This window comes from Streptococcus oralis, from assembly GCF_001075875.1.
GTDB classification, from domain to species: domain Bacteria; phylum Bacillota; class Bacilli; order Lactobacillales; family Streptococcaceae; genus Streptococcus; species Streptococcus oralis_I.
In genome coordinates, this window is record NZ_JUOS01000033.1 from 1 (window position 1) to 422 (window position 422).

Annotated in this window: 1 protein-coding gene; it reads right to left on the reverse strand. The window is 45.5% G+C overall.

Annotation, left to right across the window (positions count from 1 at the left end; translation table 11 throughout):
* Nucleotides 1-422: hypothetical protein (locus ADM33_RS02380; protein ID WP_049503013.1), on the reverse strand; the 422-nt coding region annotated here is incomplete at both ends.

Below are 422 nucleotides of genomic sequence, written 5' to 3' on the forward strand. Positions count from 1 at the left end.
TTGAACATCTGTTGATTCAGCTGGTGCTGCAGTTGGTTTAACCGGTGTTACTGTTGGTGTATAAGTTGCAGAGGCTTTGGTTCCGTTCTTATCTTCACGAACAACGGTTACGGCTGGTGCAGTACCTGTAAAGCTTGGTTCTGGAACAAATGTCACAGTTCCGTCTGCTGCTACTGTATATGTACCAACACCTTCCACAGTTTCAGTCGTTGAACCATCGTCAAATGTTGCTGGAACATCATCGTTCATTGGTACACGGCTATTACCTTCAGTAAATTCAGGTTTACCTGTTTGAGTCGCACCTTGGATATCTGTTGATTCAGCTGGTGTTGCAGTTGGTTTAACCGGTGTTACTGTTGGTATGTAGGTTGCAGATGCTTTGGTTCCGTTCTTATCTTCACGGACAACCGTTACGGCCGGTG